Below are 25269 nucleotides of genomic sequence, written 5' to 3'. Positions count from 1 at the left end.
TAGCGACGCCCACGGCGCCCTTGATCGGTGACGAGTGGCTCGACTCGGGCCGCTCTTGGGCCCGTTTTGCTCAGCGTGGGCAGGCGCGCCCAGGGCAGGATTTGTCCGTCTGCTCCATGATCGTTCTCCTCGATAACGGCTGTCCGCCGGTTCCTCAACCCCGGAGCCGGCTCCGCCTCTCAGGGAGCGCGGCGGCTCGGCCTGATGACCGCCGAGGACTACCAGTGGGCCGCTGACATCCCGCGTGTGTGAAGGACGTGGTATGACGCACGTCACATCGGGATCGTGTCCAAACGGTGCCCGCACGACCGTCGTAGTTGCGGCACGGCAATCGGCTCGTGCGCTACCTCACTGCTCTTAGGGGGGACGTTGAAGAAGGTCTCTGCCGCAGTCGCGGCGGCTTCTCATCTCCGGCACCATCATGACCACCACGACCATCACGACGGCTCCCGCCCACGCTCAGGATCGTCGGTCCATCGCCACCACACCCGGCTCCGCGCAGTCCGGTACCGAGGTCGCGGCGGTGAAGACGACGAGTCACCAGAACCGTCAGGTCCGGACCGCTCAAGGCTCCGCGGGCACATGGAAATTCACTGGAAAACTTTATTCCACCAAATATGCCTGTATGGATGCCGGCCAGCAATATGAGCGCGAGGGTTTCCCGTACGAGTGCCGCTATGCCTATTTTTCGTACACCGAGCAGTACCTGTACTGGCTGTACATCTACTACTAGCATGAATTCGATTCGATGCTTATCGAGGGTGCCTTTCAGGTCGCCGCCGCTGGCGTCCGGCCATCGCCCATTCGAGGTGCGGGGCCGGACACTCCGGCTCACATAGGCCGCGGTGAACACGGCGGACGATCGCGTGCGCGAGTTCACCGCGCAGGTGTTCCCCCCGGTCCGCCGCACCGACAGAGGAGGGCCGCGCGGGCTGAGGCCGTGACGATCACCGCTGGGGCCCGCCGTCTACTCCTTGGGCGAGGTGAGGACCTTGCCGAAAGAACTCGCGCAACGAGGAAGATCTGGAGCAGCATTCTTCAACATCACCTTGAGCTGCGCGACAAGGTGACGAAGGATGCGTCGGCGCATTACTGGACATCGCCAGCCGTGCCGACAATCCCACTCGGATGCGCGTGACGATCGCCGGGCGGCTCCGCGAGCAGGCCCGCCTGCTGGACTGCGCTCTGGGCGGCCTCACGGCATTCCGGCCGCGCCACCGTCCCCCCGATCAAAACGCGGGATGTCACATCCAAGCGGGATCTTCACTCTTGTAGTCATCCATAGTCATCCAACAGAGATGGGGATCGAGTAATGCTGACTCGCAGGGACTCGCTACGCCTGCTCGCTGGCGCCGCGGCGGGAGTCGCCGCACTGCCCGCACTGTCCACACGGCCGGCGGCCGCCGCGAATCGCGTCTGGACGGTCACCGGCCAGAGTTCGTCGTCGCTGAAGCCCTTCGACGACACGCTGAAGAGCTACATGCAGGCGCGCAACATCCCGTACGGATCGCTGGCCGTGCTCCGGCAGGGCAAGCTGGTGCTGGCGCGGGGATACAACTGGACGACGGACACGTTCCAGGCCCAGCCGACGTCGCTGTTCCGCCTGGCCAGTCTCAGCAAGCCGGTCACCGCCACCGCGATCATGAAGCTCGTCCAGGACGGCAGGCTCAGCCTGTCGGCCACGGTGGCGCCGATGCTGGGGCTCAGCACGGCCCTCGACTCCCGGCTCGGTAACGTCACGGTGCTCAACCTGCTCCAGCACCTGGGCGGCTGGGCAGTTCGGACTCAGGACGCACCCAACTACCTGCCCGACCCGATGTTCTCGGACTTCGACATCAGGGACACGCTTGGCGTGCCGCTGCCCGTGACGCAGGCGAACATCATGCAGTACGTCTCGACGACGCGCAGGCTGGACTTCGACCCCGGGTCGACCTTCTGGTACTCCAACTACGGCTACCTGCTGCTCGGCAAGGTCATCGAGAAGGTCACCGGTCTCCCGTACGCGACCTATGTCCAGCAGTCCGTGCTCTCCCCGATGAAGATCACCCGGATGGTGCAGGGCCGCACGGCGCAGAGCCTGCGGCGGTCCTCGGAGGTTCCCTACTACTCGCAGTACGGCGGGACGACCGTGCTGGACGGCTCCGGGGCCTGGGTGCCGGCGCCGTACGGGGCGTTCAACCTCGAGAACATGGCCGCGCACGGCGCATGGCTCTCCACGGCCGTCGACATGGCGAAGTTCACCACGATCTTCGACGCTCCCGGCCTGCTCACCCAGCCGAGCCTCGACGCGATGTTCGCCCCGCCCTCCAACTACAACCACACCGACCCCTCGTGGTACGGCATGGGCTGGTCGGTCCGCCCCGTCAACGGCAGCCGCAGCACCTGGCACAGCGGGTCGATCGCCGGTACCACCACGCTCATGGTCCGGCGGTGGGACGAACTGAGCTGGGTTGTGCTGTTCGACCAGCGCGACGACCCCTCGGGCCTGGGGTACGACGCCGAGATCGACAACCTGATGCACCAGGCGGCCGACAGCGTCCCCTCCGGCTCCTGGCCGTCGACGAACCTGTTCCCGTCCTACGGCCTCTGACCCCGCCGCCGCATCGATCGGCCGCGTCGATCAGCCGCAGCGCGTGCGGCTGGGCGGCACCTTCCCGTCGAGGAGGTAGCCGTTGACCGCGTTGTCGATGCGGGCGTTCTGACCGTACACGCCGTGTCCCTCGCCGTTCAGCGTGAGCAGCACCCCGGTGCGCAGCTGGGCGGCGGGGCGCGGCGCCCACTGGTACGGGGTGGCCGGGTCGTTGGCCGTGCCGACCACGACGATGGGGTTGGAGCCGCCGGCGTCGACGTGCCCGGCGCGGTCGTCTCCGGCCACCGGCCAGACGCTGCACATGCCCGCGCTGATGGCCGGAAAGGCGAAGACCGGGCTCTGCTTCTCCAGGCCGCGGGCCAGCTGCTCGGCCTGGGCGACCGACGGCCGGTCGGTGGCGTCTTATCCGGCTCAAGCCCGGCCGTGACCGATGGCATCCGATGACCGAGGACCCGCGACCAGGTTGACGTAGACGCGAGGCCGGTCTTGCCCCTCCGTCCCCGGCCCGCTGCCGCTCCGCGGTGGGTCGGCGGCGTACGAGGTGATCAGGACCGGCGAAATACATGCAGGAGCGAAGATCTTCACACTCGCGTCAAGGCGTGGGAAAGTCATGCCATGGAGGATAAGACGACGGTTCCAAGCGCCTGCGTTGGCATCAGATAAGTAAGAGATGGTTGGATCACGATCTCATGCTTCAGAGCCCCGCATGGCTGAACTGGGCCTTGTTTCTTTTTGGTGTCGGTGCTGCGATATTCGAAGTCACGATGCTGATTGATGGGCCTCCAGGCAACGGGCGTACTGCAAGCATTGTGACTGGTGGGTACGGCGCCTATTGCTGAACCCTATGGTCGCTGGCATGTTTCTCTTTTTTGAAGGCCGTGGACTGCTCTTCAGATATCGCCGGGGTGGCGACGATCGCGGGGCTTCCGACGTACCTCGCCGACCAACATGACCCTGCCTCGGCCGCAGCCGTGGGCCCATGCCGCGCGAGGAGGTCCATCCCCAGCCCTGGGGGAGCATGATCGAGGCGCCGGAGTTGCGGAATCTCGCCCAGCATGCGGTTTCAGGGACGTTCAGGCAGGGGCGATGAGCGCTCTCTGGTGCAGTGCGCGATCGATCAGCGCCAGCTACCGTGCTGTAGTGGCCGATCCCTCCGACGAATCCGGGCACAAGCAGGGCCGCTGTGATGACGCATGGACGGGATGGTTCATTCTCATCGGTGGCCCCGTTGTCTTGTCCGTCTGCCTTCACGATCTCCTTGCTGGCGACGACTTCGTTGACCTGTCGAGCGGAGCAATCGGCGGAATCGCCGCCGCCTATATCTGGTGGCATCACTTCAAGATCTTCTGGCGCCACCTCAAGGAGAACCGATCTCGCGACCGCTCGTAATGGCGACGGCGATACCGGAGAGATATCCGAGCAAACGGCCGGCCGCACAGGCATCTTTGCTCACGGGATGAGTGGTGCCGCGTGGGGATTTGCAGGCACGCAGGGGCTTCCATGGTCAATTGGCGAGCATGGCCACGACGTAAAGCCCGGCGGACAGGGCGATATGCAGGGCGCGCCACGGCCAGCGGAGGATTGGTGAGGTGACCAGTGCGGTGAGGGGATACGCGATCACGCCGCTGGACAGGATGAGAATGCCGCTGATCAGGATGGAAGTGAAGAGGTCACCGAACCCCGACAGGGCCTCGGCGAGTCGCCAGATCGCGACCAGGAGGAAGGCGGCCAGGACGGCGACGGGCCAGGCCGGCCGTACTCGCAGCAGGTACAGCAGCGGCCAGGCGAGAACGACGGCGATCCACCGCCCGATCTGCCACGCGACAACGAGATAGCCGAGACATCCCGTGTACTCCCCGCACATCGAGGAGTCGCTGAAGAGCGCCCGCATCAGGACCGTCCAGGCCAGGAGGCCGAGTGGGAGGACGATACCGACCACACTCGCGAGCAGCACCCGTTTCAGGGGGTTCCCACTTGCCGGCGATCTCTTTGTCTCCGACTGGATCATGGGGGCATGGTTGCATAGAGGACGCGGTACGACGAGAGTGTCTACTCGCTCGTCCCAGGGTTCGCATACGCGATCTGACTTGGGCCGCCTACGGTCGATCCTGACACGCGGCCCGACCAGTCGCGGCACGATCCAGGTGCCCGCCTGGGTGTTCACCGTCAAGGGAGTCGAGCAGAAGTAAATCCACGTGGCGGTCGACCCCTCTGCCGTCACCGTCCGTCCCGAACGGACACGGGGAGGCACCGAAGAGGTGACGGCGTTCGACCTCGTCGCCGGTAGGCCGGCCGCGTTGCTTCTCCGCTACGGGGTCGGCGCATGCGACACCGTTCACGGGGCGCGCGCCTACGAGACCGGCCGGCTGGTGGTCGTCGACGTGGACGAGGAAAGCGTCGGCTCCGGCGAGCCTTGCCCAGCGATACTCACGACGGCGACGACCACCGTCACGCTCGCCCGGCCGCTGGGCGATCGCCTCGTGCTCGACTCCGGCACCGGGCTCCCGGTGCTGCGCGGACTGAACAGGCGCTGAGGACCCGGCGACGTCCTCAGCCGCCGGCGTCATGGACTACAGGGAAGCTGGTGCAAACAAGATCCTCAACCGTCCTGCAGGCTCAGCGTGGCCTGCAGGAAACGGGTGGAGAGGACCAAGGAGTCGGGAACGACTCTTACTGACCGCGCGGATCGGCCTCAATCCAGCCTGCCGCGCCCACACAAGCTTCATTGCCCTCAGGGTCAGCCAGCACCCAGTGCGACGGTGCGTAAGCGTCGGAGACCAGGCGGCCACCGGCGGCGATCGCCGCCGCTATCCGCGCCTGGGCCTGGTCGTACGGCACCCAGACGTCGACGTGGACCCGGTTGCGCTGCGGGCGCGGAGCGTCCATTTGCTGGAAGTAGAACGGTGCTCCGCGGCGGTGGGGATCGATCAGGTCTTCGGGGCTGTTCGCACGGTCCTCATAGCCGAGCAGGGCACGCCAGAACGGCACCACGTCGGAAAGGACCAGAGCATCGATGGTGACCTGGACAGTCTGTACGGACGAGGGATCAGCGGGGATGTTCAGCGTCCGGGCCACAGCCGAGATCTGCCGGGCCAGCTCGGCATCCCGCTCGCTCAGCCCGTAGAAATCTGCAATCGTGATCAGCCGTACGGTCACGCCCTCATCGCGCAGGTCGACGTCGGGATGACCGCTCCCTACACCGGGCAACTCGCTGATCGCCTGCACGAACTGAGCGCCGGCCGTGAACGACCCGGTACGGAAGTAGGCGCATGCCCCCTCGCCCAGCACACGCCAGTCCTCCAGGCCGCCGATCTCGTGAAACTGCTGTGGCCTGATGCGCTCAATCTTGTACTCAGTATCGGTCATCCGGTGAGCATACGCCCGCTCCTGATCTACACGCCTACGACCCCGGAGCGAGGCAAAGACGCCTACTACATCCCGATCACCTGCGCCAGACCGGACAACTTCACTGACTCGATAGTGCGGAAAACCGGACGCCACCTGTCGGGCTGCGCGCCGAAGGCTTCCCGCACCCGTCGCAGGCCGTCATGCACCGGCGGATTGGCGAGGCGTGGGGCGGCGGACGCGGGGGACGGGCTGGCCGCGGCGGGCGGCCTCGGCCTTCAGGCGCTTCCTGAGCATTCTGCCCTGGCCGAGGAACGAGCGGTTCCGCTCGCGGCGGGTCCCGGCGAGGCTCCAGTCGTTGAGGGCCCGCTCGACCCGCACGCTCAGCCGATCGCCCTCTCCGGCCGCGGTGCCGACGAGCACCACGTTCTCCTGCCACTCCAGGGCCGGGCCGTGCCGGTGGAAGGTCAGGCACACCGGCCCCTCGGCCGCCTCGACGCCCGCGGGCAGTCGCAGGTCGAATCCGGCCTCGGTCCGTACGGCGGAGCGGGTGCGCACGGCCAGAGGCATGCCGTCGGCGACCAGGGTGACGACGGGCTCGCCCAGGCGTGCCGCGCGGTCGGCGAAGGGCCGCCAGTCTGCCGGAGGGGCCGACCGGCTCGGCAGCCGGGGGCCGGCGGGGGCGGGATCGGAGGCGGGGACGGCGACGTCCCCCGCGCACGTCCAGACCTCGGGCGTCCTGGACAGGTCGCCCTCGGGCCACCAGACGATCCTCTCAGGGGTGACCTCCACCCAGATGCGGGCGAAATACCACCCCAGCCGCTTCACCAGGAACCACGGCATCCCGGCGAACCCGGCGCCGGTCTTGGCGAGCGACTCGCGGACGTACCGGTCGGTGTTGGCCTGCAGATCCGCGTCGCGTACCGTCGCCCGCCCCTGCACGAGGACGACGGGCGCCCGATCCAGGTCCGTGCTCTCGGAGTAGAGCAGCGCGACGCGCGGGTCGCGGCGGGCGCGCTCGGCCTTGTCCGGGTAGGTGAGCCCGGTGCTCACGTCGAGCGTGCCGCCCGCGCCGACGTACGGCGTGACGGGCCAGGTGACGGGCCGGCCGTCGCGGGTGAGCGAGGCGTACTCGCAGACCAGGGCGCGGCCGAGGATCTCGGTCACCTCGCGCGGCCACGTGGTCGATGTGGATGCGGTCATCACGACTCCAGGAGAGTGTTCGCGGGGGCGGTGGCGCCGTACAGGCGGGTGAAGCGCCGCCGGTAGGCCGGCCACCAGAACAGGCGGAACATGAGCCGGGCCACGACGGGCAGGTCGGCGTACGACGCCGCGAGCAGGTCGGCGTCCGCGCTCGAGGCGAGCCAGCCGAAGACGACGGGGATCCGGCGGCGGCCGAAGTCGTCCAGCGCCTTGCGCTTGTCGGCCTCGACGTCGTCGGGGGTGAGATGGCGGAGCATGAGCGGCACGGCGGCTCGCTCCTCGTGGTCGAGGTGCTCGTTGACGACCTCGTGCAGCCGCCGCAGGGTGGGCGCGCGCTCGGCCAGGGGCACCCCGCGGTCGGAGGCGGCCGCGACGAGCGGGTCGAGCACGGAATGCTCGGACTCCAGCTCGGCCAGCACGTCCGCCGCCTCCGGGGCGCGGCCGGCGAGCGTCGGCCACAGGGTGGCGTCCTCGTGCGAGTGGTGGGCGTGCAGCATGTCCAGCACGAGTGCGAGCTGCTCCTCCAGGAGCTCCTCGTGCGCGTCGTCACGCGGGTGCGCGCACGCCTCGGCCAGGCGGCCGAACTCGGCGCGGAAACCGGCGTGCATCATCAGGAAGCCGGTCAGGTGCTCGGGTGTGATCATCAGTCTGTTTCCTCACGTCTCGGAAACAGCGTGCGCGACCCGCCTCTACGCGCACTTGTCGAGAGCTTGGCGGGCCCTTGCCAGCCAGTAGCCCGCGCCCGCCTGCTCCAGCAGGCGCACCGCCTCCAGTAGATGGGCCCGTGCCCCCTCGCGGTCCCCGAGCGCCAGCAGCGCCTCCCCCAAGTGGCCGTCGTACGCCCCGTCGACGGTGGTGCACGTGCCGTTCACGTGCACCAGCCCGGCGAAGGGACGGAACGCGTCGTAGACCTCCCGCACGACGTCCAGTTCGCCGAGCTGGATCGCCGCGTGCAGCCGGCACATGGTGGCCATGGCCCAGTTGTAGTCGCGCGGCGGCAGAGGGGTCTCACGCAGGAGCCGCCGGGCGCGCTCGTGCTCGCCCAGGTTCGCCAGCGCGGACGCCAGGATGTAGGCGGCCCCCGCCAGGCCGGTGCGCCGGAACAGGTCCTCGATCGCTGCCGCCTCCTCGCCGAGGCGGTCCTCGTGGATGAGCGTCTCGGCCCGTACGGCGAGCATGCTCACCTCGAAGTACGCGAGATCGGCGAACGACAGCGTCGCCGTGGCGGACTCGAAGTGGCGGGCCGGTTCCGGCACGCCCTGGAACAGGTCGAGCCCCACGTGCGCCACCGCCGCCTGCCGGGCCAGCGCGGGATTGTGCAGGTCGCGCAGCAGCGTGTCGATCTCGGCCAGCAGCGCGCGGGCCTGCGGCACCCTGCCGTGCTCCACGAGATGAGCGACGAGGTGGAGCTGTGCGATGACCGTGAGCTGGGGCGACAGGTCAGGCTCGGCCAGCAGGCGCCGCGCGGTCTCGGCGCGCTGCTCGATGAAGTCCTGACCCTGCATGGCGAGCAGCCGCAGGTGGAGCACGCGCCGCAGCAGGGCGGGGTCGCCCAGGCGCTCGGCCGCCGCCACGGCCTGCGACGAGACCGGGGCGACCTCGTCCTCGCGACCGGTCTGGGCGAGCACGACGGCCCGTACGGCCTGTGCGGTCGCCCAGGCCGGCGTGGACGGCGGCAGCTCTCGCACGGCCCGGTCCATCGAGTCCCGCAGGGCGGCCACGTCAAGGCCGGGCCGGAAGGGCACCCAGACGCCGTGTCCCATCGCGATGTCGGCGGCCCTGGCGGCCTTGTCCAGGTCGGCGCCGGCCATGGCGAGCGCCTGCTCGATCGCCTCGTAGCCCTCGTCGAACCGCCCGGCGGCGTAGCGGCTCTCCGCCAGCCCGACGGCGAGTTCGAACCGCTCGGCCTCGCCTGCCCCGGCCGGCTCGGCCGCCGCCAGCGCCTCCTGCCACGAGGTGGCCGCGTCGTCGGGCGCGTGCCGCCGCATGGCCGCCCGCGCTGCGCGGGCGGAGTAGTCCATCGCCATGCGGGCGGGCTCCGCGCCCAGGTCCGCCGCCGCCAGCCAGTGCCGCGCGATCACCGCCGCACGGTCGTCCCGGTCCCCGTGGACGCGGGTGAGGACGCCGGCGACCTGCTCGTGCACGCGCGCCCGCCACAGCCGCGACCGGCGTGACAGCAACGCGTCGGTCACCAGGGCGTGCGCGAACTGGTACAGGCCCAGCCGGTGCGTCGACTCCCCGATCAGCCCCGCGTCGAGGGCCGCGTCGAGCGGCGGCAGCAGGTCGCCGACTGTGCGGCCCGCGACCTGGGCCAGGACGCCCGCCTCGAACTCGTCGCCCATCACGGCGGCGAGCTCCAGAACGCGGGCCGCCTCCTCTCCCAGGCCCGCCACCCGGTGCAGCACGACGTCCAGCACGCCCTGCGGCAGCTCCTCGCCCGCCCGGGCCAGCTCCGCGAGGAAGAACGGGTTCCCGGCGGTGCGCCCGCGCAGCTCCTCGGCCTTGCGGCTGCCAGGGTCGCGGCCGGACAACTCCCGGACGAGCGCGCGTACCTCCTCGGTGGCGAGCCCGTCGAGCCCGAGCCTGCGCGCGCCGACCCGCGACAGCGCCGACAGCGTGGCGGTGAGCGCCGACGCCTCGTGCCGCCGGAAGGTCGCCACCAGCAGCAGGCCCGGCCGGGCGGTGGACGCCACGTGGACCAGCAGCCGCAGCGTCGCGTCGTCGGCCGCGTGGATGTCCTCCAGCACGACGACCACCGGGGCGACCCCGGCCAGGAACGCGCCGACCGCCTCGAAGAACCGCAGCCGCGCCCCCTGCGCGTCGGACGCCGGGATCACCTCCAGGCCGCCCGACAGGAACGTGCCCACCTCGTCGGGCAGGGCGGCCTCCGGGGCCGCGGCGGCGAGGTCGCGCAGGATCCGTTCCCAGGGCCACAGGGCGGGCGCCGTCTCGTGGTCGGGACTCGACCCCCAGCCCACCGGCACGTCGGCGGTCGCGCGGAACCGCCTCAGCAGGCTTGTCTTGCCGACTCCCGGCTCGCCGTCCACCAGCACGACCTGCCCGGCGGCGGACGACGCCTTCGCCGCCTCGTTCAGGAACTCCAGCGCGCTCTCGCGGCCGACGAAGACCGGCTGGTCCGCCGCGGACTCGGGAGCCCTGCGCGCCGTCGTCCGTACCGGGGTCCGCTGCGCGGCGGGCCGCTTCGTTGGGAGCAGCGTGGCGTCCTGGCGCAGCACCGCGCCTTCGAGCTCCCGCAGCCGCGGCCCGGGGTCGATGCCCAGTTCCCCCGCGAGCACCTCCCGCACCCTGCGCAGGCATTCGAGGGCCGCCGCCTGCCGCCCCGCCCGGTAGTGGGCCAGCACCAGCAGTTCCCAGGCACGCTCCCGCAGGGGGTGTTCGCGGACGAACGGGTCCAGCCGCGCGACCACGTCCGTGTGGCGGCCCAGCTCCAGCAGGGCCGCGGCCAGCCCCTCCACCGCGTCCAGCCGCACCTGTACCAGACGGCCGATCTCCGGCTGCGCCCACTCCTCGGAACGCACGTCCGCGTACGGGTCGCCGCGCCACAGGTCGAGAGCCTCGGCGAGGGCGGCCGCCGCCTCCTCGTGCCGTCCCTCGGCCAGATGTCCGGACCCGGCCGACACGAGCGTCTCGAAGTCCCTCGTGTCGAGGTCGAGCCCGCCGGTCATCAGGCCGTACCCGTCGGCGGCGCTGACCAGGACGGCCGGGGTGGTGCCCGGCCGCCGGTCGGGCTCCAGCCGGCGGCGCAGGTTGGAGACGTAGACCTGCAGGCTCCCCTGGGCGCTGGCCGGCGGGTTGCCGGACCACAGCCGGTCGGCCAGGAGGTCCGCGGGGAGCACGCGGTCGGCGTGCATGGCGAGGAGGGCCAGGAGGGCTCGCTGCTTCGGCGGTCCGGCCGGTACTGCCCGCCCGGCCACGACGAGTTCCATGGGCCCGAGGACGTTCAGCCGCACGGGCCAATGGTAGGGAGGCGCTTTCGAACGGTCCAGTTGTCACATGTCGGGGAGCCACGCACACCGCGGGGACCGTGCGAGCCGTTCGGCGCCTGCGGTCGCCGTACCCCGGCTGTCCGCGCGGACCGGTCGATGACCGACGACTTCCGCCGGCCGATGAACTACAGTCGTCCGCCGTGGCCGAATCCTCCCCCTACCTGACCGCGACGGCGGACGCCTACGACGCCGTCGCCGACATCTACGCCGACTTCGTCCGGGACTCGCTCGACCGCCTGCCACTGGACCGCGCGATAGTCGCCGCGTTCGCCGAACTCGTACGGGCGGCCGGACGCCGGCCCGTCGCCGAGGCCGGCTGCGGTCCCGGGTACATGACGGCACACCTGCGTGACCTCGGACTGGACGCCTTCGGCGTCGACCTGTCTCCGGCACTGATCGACATCGCCCGCAAGGACTATCCCGACCTGCGTTTCGAGGTCGGTTCGATGGGCGCCTTCGACGTGGCCGACGGCGAGCTGGGCGGCCTGCTCTCCTGGTACTCCCTCATCCACATCCCACCATCGGAGCTGCCGCCGTACTTCGCCGAGTTCCGCCGGGTGCTGGCCCCGGGCGGTCACCTTCTGCTGGGCTTCTTCGAATCCGAGGGCGGTCCGGTGACGCAGTTCGACCACAAGGTCACGCCGGCCTACCGGTGGCCGATCGACGAGTTGGCCGACCTGGCCCGCAAGGAGGAGTTCGTCGAGGTGGGGCGAATGCTGCGCGAGCCCTTGGAGGGTGAGCGATTCCGCCGCGGCCACCTGCTGATGCGCTCCGGCCCCACCACAGACACGATCGGCACGGAATGAGCATGCACCTGCCGGCCCATCCCATGGGCCCGGCAGGTGCGGGCTTCACCACGAGCCCACCGGAGTTTGATGCCGCGCGGTCCGATGCCTTCCACACTCAGCACAGGAGCCCGCCGTCCTCCGGGACCTCCTGGTAAGAAGCGGACACGGTGATGCTGTATCCCTGGACGGCGTCGACGCTGTTCGCCCCTACGGACAAGAAGGCGGTGGCGTCACCCACCTTCTTCGTGTAACAGACGTCCTCGGAAGGCTCATCGGCGACAACCGGCCGCCATCCGTCGGCTTTGGCCTTCGCCTCATAGAAGGACGCGTAGCTCTCCCGGTGTCCGCGAAACTCGTAGAAAGTTCCCGCGTAGGGGAACGGGTCGTCCTGGAAGCATCCGGAGTAACGGTCACGTGCGACGGCACTGTCCGGGCGGGCGGCGAGAATCGTCTGAGCCGCCAGCACCGGGATCAGGGCCTCCTCCGCGGATGTGCATTCCGAACCGGTGGACGTCCTCAGCGCGGTGTACCCGAGCCCGCTCACCGCAAGGGCCGCCATGGCCAAGCCGAAGATGATCGTTACGGACCGGGCGCCGACTCTCATGGTCGCAGAGTACTGAAGTCGATCAAGGTCGGGCGGGATCTCTGCGAGCGGCCATTCCGCCCAGGGGGACGCAGCCTTAAGGTGACAAGCCCTGAACGGGGGATTCGCCGCGTGCGCTCCGCGGCGGGCGATGAGGGGAAAGGGGAGTGTCCGCTCCTCTCCACTCTCAACGTATAGCGGACCGGGGGGCTTGCGGCAAGACCCCGGTCATGCCGCAGAATCGCTGGCCGAGGCCGGAACGTGCGGAAATGGGGGGCGCGACATGCACGTGGTGCTGTCGACGTACGGGTCCCGCGCCGACGGGGCGACGGCGGCCGCGGGGCTGCTGCTCGACGCGGCCCGACGGCGGAGACCGCCCGTCTCCGCGTGACCACACCGGCCCAGAACTCGAGAACCCGCACCGGCAACGGAACGTGCTCGCGCTCGTCACCCGAGGCCAGGACGCCGTGCCGCGCGTACAAGCGGCCCAAGATCGGAGCTGATGACGTGAACCCGCTGACCACCAGCGCGTTCGACCTTCCCGAGCGCCTGTCCCGCAAGGCGGTCCCGGCGCTGATCGCCCGCGACGAGCAGCAGTTCGCGGCCATCGCGGAGAGCCTCGAGCAGTCGATCGCCGATCTTTCCGAGCGCCTCGACGCCGAGCGCATGGCGTCGGGCCGCGGGGGGCGGCAGGCGTTGGACCGCGACCTGGAGATCCACCGGCTGACCGCTCGTCTGCGCGTGCTGCGCCGCTTCGGCCTGGACCTGTGCCTCGGGCACATGGTCGGCGCGGACGACCCCGAGCCTGTGTACGTCGGACGACTCGGCCTCACCGACCGCGCGGGTCGCCGGCTGCTGCTCGACTGGCGTTCCCCGGCGGCCGAGCCGTTCTTCGGAGCCACCCACGGCAACCCGATGGGCCTGGCGAGCCGCCGCAGGTATCGCTGGACCCGCGGCCGGATCAGCGACTACTGGGACGAGGTGTTCACCTCGGACGGCTTCGACGGGCACGCCGCGCTCGACGACCAGTCCGCCTTCATCGCCAGCCTGGGCGCGGGCCGGTCGGCCCGGATGCGGGACGTGCTCGGGACCATCCAGGCGGACCAGGACGCCATCATCCGCGCGGGATCCCGCGGCGCCCTCGTCGTCGACGGCGGTCCGGGCACGGGGAAGACCGTCGTCGCCCTGCACCGCGCCGCCTACCTTCTCTACTCCGACCCTCGCCTCGGTCACCGCCGGGGCGGCGTGCTGTTCGTCGGTCCGCACCAGCCCTACCTGGCGTACGTCGCCGACGTCCTGCCCAGCCTCGGAGAGGAGGGCGTGCAGACCTGCACCCTGCGGGACCTGGTCGCCGAGGGAGCGGCGGCGGCGGTCGAGACCGACCCGGACGTGGCCCGCCTGAAGTCGTCCGCGGACATGGTCAAGGCGATCGAGCCGGCCGTCAGGTTCTACGAGAACCCGCCCACGAAGGGGATGACGGTCACGACCCACTGGTCCGACATATGGCTGAGCCCGGACGACTGGGCCGAGGCGTTCGAAGGGCCGGAACCGGGCACCCCGCACAACGAGGCACGCGACCGGATCTTGGAGGAGCTCCTCACGATCCTGGTGGACAAGCACGACGGCGACGCCCCGGCTCATCTCGTCCGCAGGTCGCTGCTGCAGGACAGGGAACTGCTCACGGCGTTCAACCGGGCGTGGCCCGTGATCGAGGCGACCGACCTCGTCGGAGACCTGTGGACGGTGCCGGCCTATCTGCGCCTGTGCGCCCCCTGGCTCGCTCCCGACGACGTACGGAGGCTGCAACGCGGGGACGCCCACGCCTGGACGGTGTCGGACCTGCCGCTGCTGGACGCGGCGCGGCAGCGGCTCGGCGACCCGGAGGCGTCACGGCGCAGGCGCCGCCATGACGCCGCCGTCGCCGCCCAGCGCGAGGGCATGGCGCGGGTGGTCGACGACCTGATCGAGGCCGACGACTCCGAGATGCTCGTGATGTCGATGCTGCGCGGACAGGACCTGCAGGACACCCTGGTCGACGAGGCCGGGCTGCCCGCCGCCGAACCGGACCGGCTCGCCGGCCCGTTCGCGCACATCGTCGTGGACGAGGCCCAGGAGCTGACCGACGCCGAGTGGCAGATGCTGCTGCTCCGCTGCCCGTCCCGGAGCTTCACCATCGTGGGGGATCGCGCCCAGGCCAGGCACGGGTTCACCGAGTCGTGGCGGGAACGGCTCGAACGGATCGGGCTCGACCGGATCACCCTGGCCTCCCTCAGCATCAACTACCGGACGCCGGGGGAGGTCATGGCGGAGGCCGAGCCGGTCATCCGGGCCGTGATCCCGGACGCCAACGTGCCGACCTCCATCCGCGGCAGCGGCGTCCCCGTCGTCCACGGATCCGTCTCCGACCTGGGCCCGATCCTCGACGCCTGGCTCGCCGAGCACGCCGAGGGCGTCGCCTGCGTCATCGGCGACCCCGCCTTCCAGGAGACGTCCCGCGTACGGTCGCTGACCCCGGAGCTGGCGAAGGGGCTCGAGTTCGACCTGGTCGTGCTCGTCGACCCGGAGGCGTTCGGCACGGGGGTCGAAGGAGCGGTCGACCGCTATGTCGCGATGACCCGGGCCACCCAGCGGCTCGTCATCCTCACCGGCTCCTGAGGTCAGACACGGCCCCGCTCGCAGGCGATCTGGCCGAACACCTGGCGCACACCGCCCTGGCCGGGTCATAGTCACACCAACCACAACTCGCCGACGCCACATGATCAGCTGCCGGCTACGCCACCCGCTGGTCGACTCGCGACGAAGCGGAGTCATGTTCCTGAATCTTCTGGCTCGACCGTACTTCGGGAGGGGGTGGCGTCATGCCCCACGGGGTGATTCGACGTGCGATTGTGGTGACTCTGGGCGTGGTCGTTGTGGGTGTCCTGGTTGTCGCATGCGTCTTCCTTCTTCCCGCCTGGCTTGTCCAGCACGATCTTGGCGGCGGAGCGCCGGGCTTTGCGGCCGGCGACCGGCTCAAAGCCATCAACGACGTGCGGGTGACCTTGCTGCAGGGACTGGCGGCGCTGGTGGCGCTGGGCAGTGTCGCGCTGGGCGCCGTGATGACACTGCGCCAGATCCGAGTGAACCGAGAAGGACAGTTCGTCGACCTGTTCGCCAAGGCCATCGAGCAGTTGGCCAGCGAGCACATCGGAACGCGGATGGGGGGCGTCTACGCGATGGAGCAGATCGCGTCTGCTGCGCCGCACTACCGCGGTCACGCCGCCGCCCTGCTGGCCTCCTTCGTCCGACTGCACGCGCCCTGGCCGCCGACCCGCCCGATGAAGGAAGTCGACCGTGAACGGGAGCGCTATCACGGGGGACTTCGCGACGACATCGGTGCGGTGATGGGGGTGCTCAGCCGACGAACGATGGTCCTTTCGGGAGATGGCATCGAACTGGAGAAGATTGATCTACGGGCAGCCGACCTGGCGGGGCTCGACCTGAGCCGATTCTGTGTGCCCCGGCATCGGCTGTCGATCAGGGTACGGCCGGAGTGCACAGCCGAGTCGAAACCCGTCCGTAGAGCGGGGGCCGTAAGAGGCAGTACGACCACTACACCCGCACGGGACAGCGGGCATGGTGATCGGATAATCGACCATGGAGTTCTTCTGCTATCACCGGGACCGGCCCGGTTCCATGGCCCTGCGCGACGAACTGCTGGAAGAGCACTGGTCCTACATGGACCGGCACGCCGCCGAGATGATCGCCCGCGGCCCGACCTTCGCGGGCGACGGCGGCGACGACGACCCGGCCACCGGCAGCGTGCACATCGCCGACCTGCCCGATTCCGCCGCCGCACGCGCGTTCGCCTTCGACGAGCCCAACTACCAGGCCGGCGTGTACCGGGACGTGCTGCTTCGGCGCTGGCGCAACACGCTGGGGCGGACGATGTGGGACTTCTCCGGCGGCCGTACCGGCGGCAACCGCTACCTGGTGCTCGGCCTCGGTGCGGGGCAGGCCGCCGACCTCGCCGTACCGGCCGGTGTGGACGAGGACCTGATCGCGTACGGGCCGCTGCTGTCGGACGACGGCGCCGCCTGGCTGGGTACGGCGGCGCTGCTCCGGGCGCGGGACGCGGACGCGGCGCGCGCCATCCTGACACAGGACCGGTACGCCGACATCGAGGTGCACAACTGGGCGTTCGGCGGCCGGCCCGCATGAACACCGGCGCGGGAGTAACGAGGTGTAGTAGCTTGTCGTCGAACTGGTGTGCGATGCCTGTCGCATCGCAGGCGATGAGCAAGGAGCGATCGCATGACCGAGCCCGAGACCCACACCCTTGAGACGGCCGGCTGCGTCATCTGCTACGACGTACGGAAGGCCGACGGGAGCGGCTCCCCGATCCTGCTGATGATCGGGTCGCCGATGGACGCCGGCGGCTTCACCGCCCTGGCCGGGCACTTCCCGGACCGCACGGTGGTGACCTATGACCCGCGCGGGATCGGGCGGAGCACGCGGGCCGAGGGCGCCGGCGAGTCGACCCCCGAGCAGCACGCGGACGACCTGCACCGGCTCATCGACGCGCTCGGCGGCGGGCCGGTGGACATGTTCGCGAGCAGCGGGGGCGCCGTCAACGCGCTCGCGCTGGTGGCCCGGCACCCCCGGCAGGTGCGCACGCTTGTGGCGCACGAGCCGCCGGCCGCCCAGGTGCTGCCCGACCGGGAGCAGGCGCTGGCCGCGGTGGCGGACATCCGCCGGACGTACGAGCAGAGCGGGTTCGGGCCGGCGATGGTGAAGTTCATCGCGGTGACCGGCCTGCGCGGCGAGATCCCGGACGACTTCGCGGACCGCCCGGTCGCGAGCCCGGCCGAATTCGGGCTGCCGGCGGACGACGACGGCACCCGCGACGATCCGCTGTTCAGGCAGAACCTCGTGACCTGCACGCACTACGAGCACGACTTCGACGCGCTGCGCGCGGCCTCCACCCGCATCGTCGTCGGTGTCGGGGCCGAGTCGGAGGGGGAGATGGCCCACCGCGCGGGCCTGGCCGTCGCCGAACGGCTCGGCACGAAGCCCGTGGTCTTCCCCAGCCACCACGGCGGTTTTCTCGGCGGTGAGTTCGGCATGAAGGGCGACCCGGACGCCTTCGCCGTCACGCTCCGCCAGGTCCTCACCGAGCAGTAGCAGCGGCATCGCGTGTCAGTTGCCATCGAAAATGGCCGCGCCGCAGGCGCCCACGGCCGCCTCATGGTGGGCGTGGTGGGCGTGGTCACGCGACCCTTCGGTCGTCGATGGCGTCGCGGTCCCACTCGATGCCGAGGCCGGGCGCGGCCGGCGGCAGCGCGTGCCCGTCGGCGACCGCGATCTCCCCGCGGGTGATCGCCCGGAGCTGGGGGATGTGCTCCAGGTAGCGGCTGTTGGGCACCGCGCAGCACAGGCTCACGTGCAACTCCATCAGGAAGTGCGGGCAGACCGGCACGTTGTACGTCTCGGCGAGGTGCGCGACCTTGAGCCACGGCGTGATGCCGCCGATGCGCGCCACGTCCACCTGGACGACGCCCGCCGCCCGCCGGTGGAGGTACTCGCGGAACTGCGCCGGCGAGTAGAGCGACTCGCCGACCGCGATGGGAATCGTGGACGCCGCCGCCAGCGCCTCGTGCCCGGCGACGTCGTCGCCCGGCAGCGGCTCCTCGAACCAGTACGGGTCGTACGGCTCGAGGAGCCGGGCCCGCCGGACGGCCTCGGCCGGGGTGAGCGACTGGTTGGCGTCGAGCATGAGGTCGAGGTCCGGCCCGACGGCGGCCCGGACGGCGGCCAGGCGCTCCGCGTCCTCCACCGGCGAGCGGCCGATCTTGAGCTTCACCCCGGGCCAGCCCGCGGCCCGGCTCGCCGTTGCGCCCGCGATCAGCTCCTCGGTGCTCAGGTGCAGCCAGCCGCCCTCGGTGTCGTACAGGGGGATCCGGTCCTTCGCCCCGCCCGCGAGCACCCACAGTGGCTGTCCCGCGTCACGGCACCGCAGGTCCCACAGGGCCGTGTCGACCGCGGCGAGGGCGAGAGAGGTGATCGCGCCGACCGTGGTCGCCCGGGTCGCGGCGAACAGGTCGCGCCACACCGCCTCCACCCGCCGGGCGTCCGCGCCCAGCAGCCGCGGTAAGAGGTAGTCGCGCAGCAGCGCGAGGACCGCCGTGCCGCCGGTGCCGATGGTGTACGAGTAGCCGGTGCCGACGCCGCCGTCGTCGGTCCGGATCTCGACGAAGACGGTCTCCTGCTTGACGAACGACTGGACGGCGTCGGTGCGGACGGTCTCGACCTCGAGGTCGACGAGGTAGGCCTCGGCCTGGGTGATCGCGAGCAAGGGGAGAGCTCCTGGCTGGGCGGGTGGACGCCCATCGTAGATCCTATAGGATTTCAAAACGGAGATATAGTCCGCTCCTCGGTGGGACGTCAAGGCGTAAGGCTGGGAGGATTGCGCTCGATGGCACGGCCGGAACCGATCCGACTCAGGCGGTCCACGCTCGGCGACGACGTGTACGAGACGCTGCGGGCGCTGATCCTCGAGCACAGCATGCGGCCCGGCGACCGGGTCAACATCGACGCGCTGGCCCGTGAGCTCGACGTGTCCCCCACGCCGGTCCGCGAGGCCCTGGCCCGGCTGGAGTCCGACGGGCTGGTACGCAAGAGGCCCCTCGCCGGCTACACCGTGAGCCCCCTCCTCACGCCCGCCGAGTTCACCCAGATGTTCGAGATGCGGCTGCTGCTGGAGTGCGCGGCCGCCCGGTGGGCCGCGGAGCGCGCCACGTCCGAGCAGCGGGAGGCGATCGCCATGGAGGCCGCGACGTCACTGACGCCGGAGGCGGACGACCCCGACGGCCGGGGCTGGCACGCGGCCTTCACCACGCACGACGCCCGGTTCCACGACCTGGTCGCCGAGGCGTCGGGCAACCCGCTGCTGCGCGACGGGCTCGAACGCCTGCACGTCCACCTCCACCTGCACCGCAGGTACTTCCCGTACGCCCACGCGGGCACGACGGTGGAGGAGCACCGGCGGGTCGCCGCCGCCATCGGGGCCGGCCGTCCGGAAGAGGCGGAGGAGGCCATGCGCGCCCATCTCAGCCGCGCGCGCGAGCGGCAGCTGCCGGCGTTCGACTGAACCCGGCCGCGGCCCGAGCCGCAGGCTGGTCAGGGGCGGCCGTCGTACGACTCCTGCGCCGTCGCGACCTGGTCGAGCCTCGCCTCCACCCAGCGGGTCAGCTCCCAGATCCGTTCGGCGGCCTCGCGGCCGAGCGGCGTCAGGGAGTAGTCCACCCGCGGCGGGATCACGGGCTTGGCGTCGCGGTGGACGAACCCGTCGCGCTCCAGCGTCTGCAGGGTCTGCGCGAGCATCTTCTCGCTCACGTCGCCGACCCGCCGGCGCAGCTCGCTGAACCGGTACGACCGCTCCAGCAGGGCGATGAGGACGAGGACCCCCCACCGGCTGGTGACGTGTTCGAGCACGGCCCGGGAGAAGCGGCAGAACCGGTCCACGTCCGGGACCTCGGTCGTCCTTACCTCCATCCCAGTACCTTACTTCAAAGTGGGTACTTACTTCCCGCCAGTAGGGCGCCTAGGGTCGAGCCGCACGGATCCACCCACTGAGGAGAGAAGCACGTCGATGGGCATCGTCATCACCGCCGCGACGGGACGGCTCGGCCGCCTGGTCATCGGGGACCTGCTCGCGTCCGGGGTGCCGGCGGCCGGGATCACGGCCGTCGTGCGCGACAAGGACAAGGCCGCCGACCTGGCGGACCGGGGCGTACGGCTGCACGTGGCCGACTACGACCGGCCGGAGTCGTTCGCGGGCGCCTTCGGGCCGGACGACCGCCTGCTGCTCATCCCCGGAGGGGACCTGGGCAGGCGCGGAGCGCAGCACGCGGGCGTCATCGAGGCCGCCGGGGCGGCGGGCGTGGGCCAGGTGGCCTACCCCGGCGTGTTCGGGGGCCCGAAGGCCGACTTCCTGCTCGCGGCCGACCACAGGGAGACCGAGCAGCTGATTCTCGACTCCGGCCTGCCGTACACCTTCCTGCGCAACAACTGGTACTCCGAGGTCTACGCCGGGGACGTCGGCGACCTCCCCGGCGTCGTGGAGCGCGGGGCCGTCGTCACCAACGCGGCCCCGGGAAGCCGCATCGCCACCGCCGCCCGTGCGGACTACGCCGCCGCCGCGGCCGTCGTCCTCCGCGAGGACGGCCACCTGAACACGGCGTACGAGCTGAGCGGCGACACCGCGTGGACGTTCGAGGAGTTCGCCGAGGAGGTGTCGCGGCAGACCGGCAGGACGGTCGTCCACGTCTCCGTCACCCCGGAGGAGCGCCGTGCGATCCTCGTCGGCGTGGGCCTGCCCGAGCCCGTCGCCGAGGTCTACGTCGACGTCGACCTCGCCATCGGGCGCGGCCTGCTGGCCGGCACGCCGGGTGACCTGTCGCGTCTCATCGGCCGTCCCACCACGCCGATCGCCCGGAGCATCGCCGACGCGCTGGCGTCGTGAACGCCGCCCCGGCAGGGGGTCACATCCGGCCGACGAGGGCGACGATCAGGGCGGCCACCCCGTCCTTGACGACGGAGAGGACGGCGTCCTTGGCGCCGCCGGCGATGGCGCCCGCGAGCGCCCGCAGCCGGTTCGGCTGCGACTCCACGGCGGCGACGACCGCGCCGGGGTCGGCGACGCTCCCGTCCGCGTGGACCACGCCGTCGCGGGTCAGCTGGGCGACGAACGCGCGCAGCTCCTCGACGGCGGCGTCCACCTCGGCCCGCGACACCTCGGCGCCGTGGTTGACGACGAAGCTGTTGTTGCTGCCGCTCTGCGTGTACTGGTCGCGCCCGACCTTGCTCCCGAACACGTGGTCCGGCATCGGCCACCCCTCCTGACGACGTTCACTTGTTGACGGTCATCGAGTTGCCGGCGCCGCCGACCTGGTACTTGTCCCGGCCGACCTTCTCGCCGATCACGAGGTCGCCGTGCACCTGAACCACGCGGTCGTGCGCCGGCGGGTCCTCGATGGCCCGGACGATCTCGCCCTTGATCCGGTGGATCTCGTTCTCGTCCGTCCCCGACAGCGCGGCGTACTGCGTGCCCGCCGTCTCGATCATCAGCGCGTACCGCGACCGCCTGACCAGCAGGCGGTGGAGCAGCACGAGGAGCAGATACGCGATCCTTACCCCGGCGAGGACGGCGGCCCCGGCGGCGACCTGCCGGGAAAGGTCGTCGAGGTCGACGCCGGTGTCCAGGCCGAGACGGGGGACGAGTCCCGCAGCCGCGACGACAACCGCGGCCAGCAGCAAAGTCACGGCTATCTGCCGGAGCGGGTAGAGCGTCGCGAGCCGGCCGCCCCAGACCAGGCGGAGGCTCTGCACCCGCGAGATGTTCGCCAGCGGGTAGACCTCGTGCCCGATCTGGACGGTCCGCCTGCTGATGCGGATCTCTCCGACCCGTTCCCTGCCCATCTCGTCCCCACCTCCGGCCGTCGCGTGGACGGCGGCCCGTGCGCCATCGACGCCTCGATGGTGGGACGGGAAGGGCCCGGACGTGGAGAGTACCCCCCTACTCACATCATGGCGGCGGCGAGCGACCAGAGGCGGTCGGCGTTGGCCGGGTCGAGGGCGAAGGGGGCGACGCCGCCGCCGAACAGGGGCGGCGCCTCCCGCCTCACCTCGGCCTCGGCGCAGTCCTCGAAGTAGCGGCCGCCCACCCCGGCCAGCAGCGGCGAGGCGGCGGCGAGCACCGAGGTCGCGGCGCCCTGGGCCGGGGTCTTGCGGCGCTCGGGAGGGGTGCGCAGGCCGCCGGTGTGCCGCTGGAGGCCGGTGGCGATGGCCCCGGGATGCACCGCGTTGGCCAGCACGCCGTCGTCCGCCCACCGCCGGGTGACCGCCACCGCCAGGAGCACGCAGGCCGTCTTCGACTCCGCGTACGCCGGAAGGGGAGCGTACGGCCGGAACCGGTAGTCGAGGTCGTCGAACACCGGAGGCCCGAACAGGTGGGCGTTCGAGCTGAGCGAGACGACCCGGGCGCCGCCCGCCGCGGCGAGGGCCCGGTGGAGGCCGACGGTCAGCGCGTAGTGCCCGAGGACGTTCACGGCGAACTGCATCTCCCGCCCCTCCGGCGTGCGGGTGAGCTCCGGCAGCGCCATGATCCCGGCGTTGTTGACGAGGATGTGCAGCGGCCCGTCCCAGTCCTCGGCGAACCGGCGGACCGAGCCGAGGTCGGCCAGATCGAGGACGGCGGCGCGCACGTCCCGGTTTCCGGTGGACTCCGCGATGCCGGCCGCGGTCCGCCCGCCCGCCTCCCGGTCGCGTACGGCGAGCACGACGGCGGCCCCGGCGGCGGCGAGGGCGCGGGCCGTCTCGGTCCCCACGCCGGAAGAGGCTCCGGTGACCACGGCCCGGGCCCCGGTGAGGTCCACGCCGGCGAGGACCTCGTCGGCGGTCGAGCTGAATCCGAACGGTGTCGTCAGGGTCTGTGTCATGGCGTCCACCCTGGACACTTCCGTGACGCGGAGTAAGTCCCCGCCGACACTGGTAGTCGCTGGGACAGGATCCACCGGCGGCCCGCGCCTACCCTGAAGCCATGGCGACCAGCAGCACCCTCGGCGACTACCTGCGCGTGCGCCGCGAGCGCCTGCGTCCGGAGGACGTCGGCCTGCCCTCGGGAGGCCGGCGACGGGTCCCGGGCCTGCGGCGAGAGGAGGTCGCGTTCCTCGCGGGGATCAGCGTGGAGTACTACCTGCGCCTGGAGCAGGGCCGCGACCACAACCCGTCCGACCAGGTCCTGGAGAGCATCGCACGCGCCATGCGCCTCGACGGCGACGCGGTCGCCTACCTCCGTGAGCTGGCCCGTCCCGCCCGGCCCGCCGCACGCAGGCCGTCCCGGCCCGAGCGGGTCAGCGCGAGCGTGCGGAGCCTGATCGCCAATTGGACGACGACGCCGGCCCTCGTCCACGGCCGGTACATGACGACGCTGGCCGCGAACCCGCTGGCCGTCGCGCTCAGCCCGTTCTTCGCGCCCGGCGTGAACACGCTGCGCGCCGCGTTCCTCGAACCGGAGATGCGGGTCTTCTACCGGGACTGGGACGAGATGACGGCCAAGGCGGTCGCCTACCTGCGGTCGGTCACGGGGTCGCTCGCCGGCGACCCGCGCTTCCTCGAGCTGGTCGGCGAGCTCAGCCTGGGCAGCGACCGTTTCCGCACCCTGTGGGCCCGGCACGACGTCCGGCAGAAGACGAGCGGCCTGACTTGCCTGCTCCACCCCCAGGTCGGCCCGCTCGACCTGCGCTACGAGAAGCTCGCGCTCCCCGGCGCCCCGGGGCAGATGCTCGTGACGTACCACGCCGAGCCGGGCTCGGCCTCGTACGAGCGGCTGCACCTGCTCGGGCACCTGGCCGCCCCGCCCGCTCCGGCCCGGCCGTCCTCGCCGGCCGCCACCCGCCCCTGACGGCCCGGGCCGCCGCGTCAGGAGCAGGCCGACGGGCTGCGCTCCGGCGGGGACGCCTGGTCAGGAGCAGGCCGACGGGCTGCCCTCCGGCCGGCACGCCGTCCCCCGGTGAGGGCGAGGTCGCCGGCCGCCGCCAGGACGGCCACCCCGAACAGCGCGGCCGTGAGCAGCAGCAGAGCATTGCCGCCCAGCCCCGCCGCCGCCCCCGCCGTGGCCGACCCGACCGAGGCGAGCGCCACTTTCAGCCCCGCGCTTGTAACGAAGACCTGCGCCCGCGCGCCGGGCGGCGCGTACGCCTGACGGGCGGCGAGGGTGGCCGTGAAGGAGACCGCGTTGGCCGCGCCGATCGCGGCGAACCCGGCGAGCGCCAGGGGATAGGCCGGCGCGAGCGCGCACAGGGCGGTGGCGGCCGCCGTCACCGCGAACAGCCGCAGCGCCAGCGTCTCGGGCTCCCCCCTGAGCGGGAAGACGGTCACGACCAGCGATCCGGCGAGGCTGCCCAGCCCGGCCGCCACCGTCAGCGTCGCGGCGGCGCCCGGCCGGTGTGTCAGGTGGGGCGCGAGCACGGCGGCGATGACGGGGAGGGCGCCGATCTGCGGCGCGCTGAGCAGGGTCAGCAGCGTCACCCGGCGCAGCGGCCCGATCCGGGCCATCACCGCCATCCCGGCCAGCACGCCCGGGGTCTCCTCCTCGGCCGGCCGTCCACGGCCGTCGTGCGGCAGCGTCCACGTCAGCAGGGCGGCCGCCGCGGCCGCGCAGCTGAGGCCGAGCAGGGCGGGCAGCGGGCCGAGCAGCCCGGCGAACGCGGCCACTACGCCCGGCCCGGCCGTACCGGCGATGCCGTACGTCAGGGAGTCCCAGCCCTGGGCCCGGCGCTGCTCGCGCACGCTGGGGCCCACGATGCCGCCGAGCCTGCTGCTCAGGCCGCCCGTCAGCAGGGGGCCGCACGCTCCCGCGACGGCCACCAGTGCCACGGCGGTGACGAGCGGAGCCCGGCCGAGGGCCAGCGACCCGGCGGCCAGTCCGGCGCCGTAGAGGACGTACGCCACGGCCAGGATGCGGCGGCTGTCACGGGACCGGTCGAGCCGGTGGGCCGCCCACGGCCCGATGAGGTGCGGCGCGCTCAGCGCCGCCGCCAGCAGGCCGCCGGTCGCGGCGGCGTCGCGCAGGCGCAGCGCCGGGTCGAGCGCGAGCAGGACCAGCCCCACGGCCGCGCCCCCGTCCGCCGTACGGACGAGCACCGCCGCCGCCAGGTAGCGGACGATCCCCGGCACGCCCCGCCGCTCGGCGCGGTCCCGGCGCGGCTCCGG

25 protein-coding genes are annotated in these 25269 nt (G+C 71.5%); 11 read left to right on the top strand and 14 right to left on the bottom strand.

Translation table 11 applies throughout. The features are described from left to right. Positions 1 to 421: 421 nt before the first annotated feature. Positions 422 to 733, top strand: a complete 312-nt coding sequence (locus Mco01_RS26425) for a hypothetical protein (protein ID WP_204059568.1) — start codon at positions 422 to 424, stop codon at positions 731 to 733. A 579-nt stretch (positions 734 to 1312) separates the two neighbouring features. Next, complete coding sequence (locus Mco01_RS26420; protein WP_204059567.1) at positions 1313 to 2590, top strand: serine hydrolase domain-containing protein; 1278 nt, start codon at positions 1313 to 1315, stop codon at positions 2588 to 2590. A 30-nt stretch (positions 2591 to 2620) separates the two neighbouring features. Here Mco01_RS26420 and Mco01_RS26415 read toward each other — a convergent pair whose 3' ends face one another. After that, entirely contained in the window at positions 2621 to 2893 is a 273-nt protein-coding gene (locus Mco01_RS26415; protein ID WP_204059566.1) for an alpha/beta hydrolase, read from the bottom strand. A gap of 837 nt (positions 2894 to 3730) precedes the next feature. Between Mco01_RS26415 and Mco01_RS26410 the strand changes: the two genes are divergently transcribed. Next, positions 3731 to 3979: a hypothetical protein gene (locus tag Mco01_RS26410; RefSeq protein WP_204059565.1), complete on the top strand. Its 249-nt coding sequence runs from the start codon at positions 3731 to 3733 to the stop codon at positions 3977 to 3979. Between the two features lie 115 nt (positions 3980 to 4094). Here the strand turns inward: Mco01_RS26410 and Mco01_RS26405 are convergent, their stop codons facing one another. Further along, a complete protein-coding gene (locus tag Mco01_RS26405) occupies positions 4095 to 4544 on the bottom strand; it encodes a hypothetical protein (RefSeq protein ID WP_204059564.1) in 450 nt (149 codons plus the stop codon). Positions 4545 to 4848: 304 nt separating this feature from the next. Between Mco01_RS26405 and Mco01_RS26400 the strand changes: the two genes are divergently transcribed. Continuing rightward, complete coding sequence (locus tag Mco01_RS26400) at positions 4849 to 5124, top strand: hypothetical protein (protein ID WP_204059563.1); 276 nt, start codon at positions 4849 to 4851, stop codon at positions 5122 to 5124. A 136-nt stretch (positions 5125 to 5260) separates the two neighbouring features. Here Mco01_RS26400 and Mco01_RS26395 read toward each other — a convergent pair whose 3' ends face one another. From Mco01_RS26395 to Mco01_RS26380, 4 genes are all read right to left on the bottom strand, one after another. After that, complete coding sequence (locus Mco01_RS26395; RefSeq protein WP_204059562.1) at positions 5261 to 5956, bottom strand: 4a-hydroxytetrahydrobiopterin dehydratase; 696 nt, start codon at positions 5954 to 5956, stop codon at positions 5261 to 5263. Positions 5957 to 6136: 180 nt separating this feature from the next. Further along, positions 6137 to 7138, bottom strand: coding sequence for a pyridoxamine 5'-phosphate oxidase family protein (locus Mco01_RS26390; protein ID WP_204059561.1), 1002 nt, complete (start codon positions 7136 to 7138; stop codon positions 6137 to 6139). Then, on the bottom strand, positions 7138 to 7782 hold the full coding sequence (locus Mco01_RS26385) for a hemerythrin domain-containing protein (RefSeq protein WP_204059560.1): 645 nt from the start codon (positions 7780 to 7782) through the stop codon (positions 7138 to 7140). The genes Mco01_RS26390 and Mco01_RS26385 overlap by 1 nt, the downstream gene beginning before the upstream one ends. 45 nt (positions 7783 to 7827) lie before the next feature. Next, positions 7828 to 11109, bottom strand: coding sequence for an ATP-binding protein (locus tag Mco01_RS26380; RefSeq protein WP_204059559.1), 3282 nt, complete (start codon positions 11107 to 11109; stop codon positions 7828 to 7830). Between the two features lie 176 nt (positions 11110 to 11285). Here Mco01_RS26380 and Mco01_RS26375 point away from each other — a divergent pair, with 176 nt between their 5' ends. Continuing rightward, the gene (locus tag Mco01_RS26375) at positions 11286 to 11951 is read left to right on the top strand and encodes a class I SAM-dependent DNA methyltransferase (protein ID WP_204059558.1); all 666 of its coding nucleotides are present in this window, start codon (positions 11286 to 11288) and stop codon (positions 11949 to 11951) included. A 97-nt stretch (positions 11952 to 12048) separates the two neighbouring features. On the opposite strand, the gene Mco01_RS26370 is transcribed toward Mco01_RS26375, so the two are convergent. After that, complete coding sequence (locus Mco01_RS26370) at positions 12049 to 12537, bottom strand: hypothetical protein (protein WP_204059557.1); 489 nt, start codon at positions 12535 to 12537, stop codon at positions 12049 to 12051. A 486-nt stretch (positions 12538 to 13023) separates the two neighbouring features. Here Mco01_RS26370 and helR point away from each other — a divergent pair, with 486 nt between their 5' ends. After that, entirely contained in the window at positions 13024 to 15171 is a 2148-nt protein-coding gene (gene helR / locus Mco01_RS26365) for an RNA polymerase recycling motor ATPase HelR (RefSeq protein ID WP_204059556.1), read from the top strand. A gap of 152 nt (positions 15172 to 15323) precedes the next feature. Here the strand turns inward: helR and Mco01_RS26360 are convergent, their stop codons facing one another. Next, a complete protein-coding gene (locus Mco01_RS26360) occupies positions 15324 to 15773 on the bottom strand; it encodes a hypothetical protein (RefSeq protein ID WP_204059555.1) in 450 nt (149 codons plus the stop codon). Positions 15774 to 16152: 379 nt separating this feature from the next. On the opposite strand from Mco01_RS26360, the gene Mco01_RS26355 reads away from it, so the two are divergent. Continuing rightward, positions 16153 to 16716 (top strand): YciI family protein, encoded by a 564-nt coding sequence (locus tag Mco01_RS26355; protein WP_204059554.1) that lies wholly within the window; start codon positions 16153 to 16155, stop codon positions 16714 to 16716. A gap of 93 nt (positions 16717 to 16809) precedes the next feature. Beyond that, positions 16810 to 17679 carry an alpha/beta fold hydrolase gene (locus Mco01_RS26350; protein WP_204059553.1) on the top strand — a complete coding sequence of 290 codons (870 nt, stop codon included), beginning with the start codon at positions 16810 to 16812 and terminating at the stop codon, positions 17677 to 17679. 85 nt (positions 17680 to 17764) lie between these two features. Here Mco01_RS26350 and Mco01_RS26345 read toward each other — a convergent pair whose 3' ends face one another. Further along, on the bottom strand, positions 17765 to 18850 hold the full coding sequence (locus Mco01_RS26345) for a mandelate racemase/muconate lactonizing enzyme family protein (protein ID WP_204059552.1): 1086 nt from the start codon (positions 18848 to 18850) through the stop codon (positions 17765 to 17767). Between the two features lie 120 nt (positions 18851 to 18970). Between Mco01_RS26345 and Mco01_RS26340 the strand changes: the two genes are divergently transcribed. After that, positions 18971 to 19645, top strand: coding sequence for a GntR family transcriptional regulator (locus Mco01_RS26340; RefSeq protein ID WP_204059551.1), 675 nt, complete (start codon positions 18971 to 18973; stop codon positions 19643 to 19645). Positions 19646 to 19674: 29 nt separating this feature from the next. Here the strand turns inward: Mco01_RS26340 and Mco01_RS26335 are convergent, their stop codons facing one another. Further along, the gene (locus tag Mco01_RS26335; RefSeq protein WP_036328637.1) at positions 19675 to 20049 is read right to left on the bottom strand and encodes a winged helix-turn-helix transcriptional regulator; all 375 of its coding nucleotides are present in this window, start codon (positions 20047 to 20049) and stop codon (positions 19675 to 19677) included. Between the two features lie 97 nt (positions 20050 to 20146). Here Mco01_RS26335 and Mco01_RS26330 point away from each other — a divergent pair, with 97 nt between their 5' ends. Then, positions 20147 to 21019 (top strand): NAD(P)H-binding protein, encoded by an 873-nt coding sequence (locus tag Mco01_RS26330; protein WP_204059550.1) that lies wholly within the window; start codon positions 20147 to 20149, stop codon positions 21017 to 21019. Positions 21020 to 21038: 19 nt separating this feature from the next. Here the strand turns inward: Mco01_RS26330 and Mco01_RS26325 are convergent, their stop codons facing one another. From Mco01_RS26325 to Mco01_RS26315, 3 genes are all read right to left on the bottom strand, one after another. Then, positions 21039 to 21383 carry a hypothetical protein gene (locus Mco01_RS26325; RefSeq protein ID WP_204059549.1) on the bottom strand — a complete coding sequence of 115 codons (345 nt, stop codon included), beginning with the start codon at positions 21381 to 21383 and terminating at the stop codon, positions 21039 to 21041. Between the two features lie 22 nt (positions 21384 to 21405). Next, positions 21406 to 21975 carry a DUF6232 family protein gene (locus tag Mco01_RS26320; RefSeq protein WP_204059548.1) on the bottom strand — a complete coding sequence of 190 codons (570 nt, stop codon included), beginning with the start codon at positions 21973 to 21975 and terminating at the stop codon, positions 21406 to 21408. Between the two features lie 101 nt (positions 21976 to 22076). Then, a complete protein-coding gene (locus Mco01_RS26315) occupies positions 22077 to 22994 on the bottom strand; it encodes an SDR family NAD(P)-dependent oxidoreductase (RefSeq protein WP_204059547.1) in 918 nt (305 codons plus the stop codon). A 101-nt stretch (positions 22995 to 23095) separates the two neighbouring features. Here Mco01_RS26315 and Mco01_RS26310 point away from each other — a divergent pair, with 101 nt between their 5' ends. Next, on the top strand, positions 23096 to 23959 hold the full coding sequence (locus tag Mco01_RS26310) for a helix-turn-helix transcriptional regulator (RefSeq protein WP_204059546.1): 864 nt from the start codon (positions 23096 to 23098) through the stop codon (positions 23957 to 23959). Between the two features lie 17 nt (positions 23960 to 23976). Here Mco01_RS26310 and Mco01_RS26305 read toward each other — a convergent pair whose 3' ends face one another. Then, on the bottom strand, positions 23977 to 25233 hold the full coding sequence (locus tag Mco01_RS26305; RefSeq protein WP_204059545.1) for an MFS transporter: 1257 nt from the start codon (positions 25231 to 25233) through the stop codon (positions 23977 to 23979). Positions 25234 to 25269: the final 36 nt, after the last annotated feature.

The sequence above is a fragment of the Microbispora corallina genome, from assembly GCF_016863035.1.
GTDB classification, from domain to species: domain Bacteria; phylum Actinomycetota; class Actinomycetes; order Streptosporangiales; family Streptosporangiaceae; genus Microbispora; species Microbispora corallina.
This window is presented reverse-complemented; position numbering and strand designations above follow the sequence as displayed.